Origin of the sequence: Psychromonas antarctica (assembly GCF_022267535.1) — a bacterium.
Lineage (GTDB): Bacteria > Pseudomonadota > Gammaproteobacteria > Enterobacterales > Psychromonadaceae > Psychromonas > Psychromonas antarctica.
Map to the genome: position 1 here is coordinate 1 of NZ_JAHNZV010000297.1, position 537 is coordinate 537.

Below are 537 nucleotides of genomic sequence, written 5' to 3' on the forward strand. Positions count from 1 at the left end.
CTTTACTATCATGAACTTCACCACCCGTAATAATAAACTCAATGGGTAAACCGTAACTATCTACCGCTAAATGAATTTTACTTGTATTACCTCCCCGACTTAACCCTATTGCCTGTGGTTGCTCTGACGCAGCACCTGTACCATGCTGATGAGCTTTGACATAACTACCATCAATAAATTCCCATTCAGTGTCACTATCAGTAGATAACGACTTGAATAATCTCATCAATATACCTTTCCTAGACCAAAGGAGAAATCGTCGGTAAATCGTATTCCATAAACCAAAGTATTCAGGTACATCACGCCAAGGGCAACCGACTCGTAAGCGATAGAGAATACCTTCTATCGTTTGTCTATGTTCGGACTTGTTATAAACTCTATCTTCAAGCAAAATAGCTTTAAGCTTCGACCACAGTTCATCAGTGAGCATTAATCGGGGCATGGTAATCTCGTTGTATTTGTTTTTGGCGAAGTGAATTATACGAGATTACCTTCCACTTTTTTGCACAAAATTCAAACAAAGATCAACAGCCCCTA

Annotated in this window: 1 protein-coding gene; it reads right to left on the reverse strand. The window is 39.3% G+C overall.

Annotated elements, in window-relative coordinates; translation table 11 throughout:
- Positions 1-442: IS5 family transposase (locus tag KSO91_RS17550; protein WP_238744301.1), on the reverse strand; the 442-nt coding region annotated here is incomplete at its 3' end.
- Between the last annotated feature and the right edge of the window lie 95 nt (positions 443-537).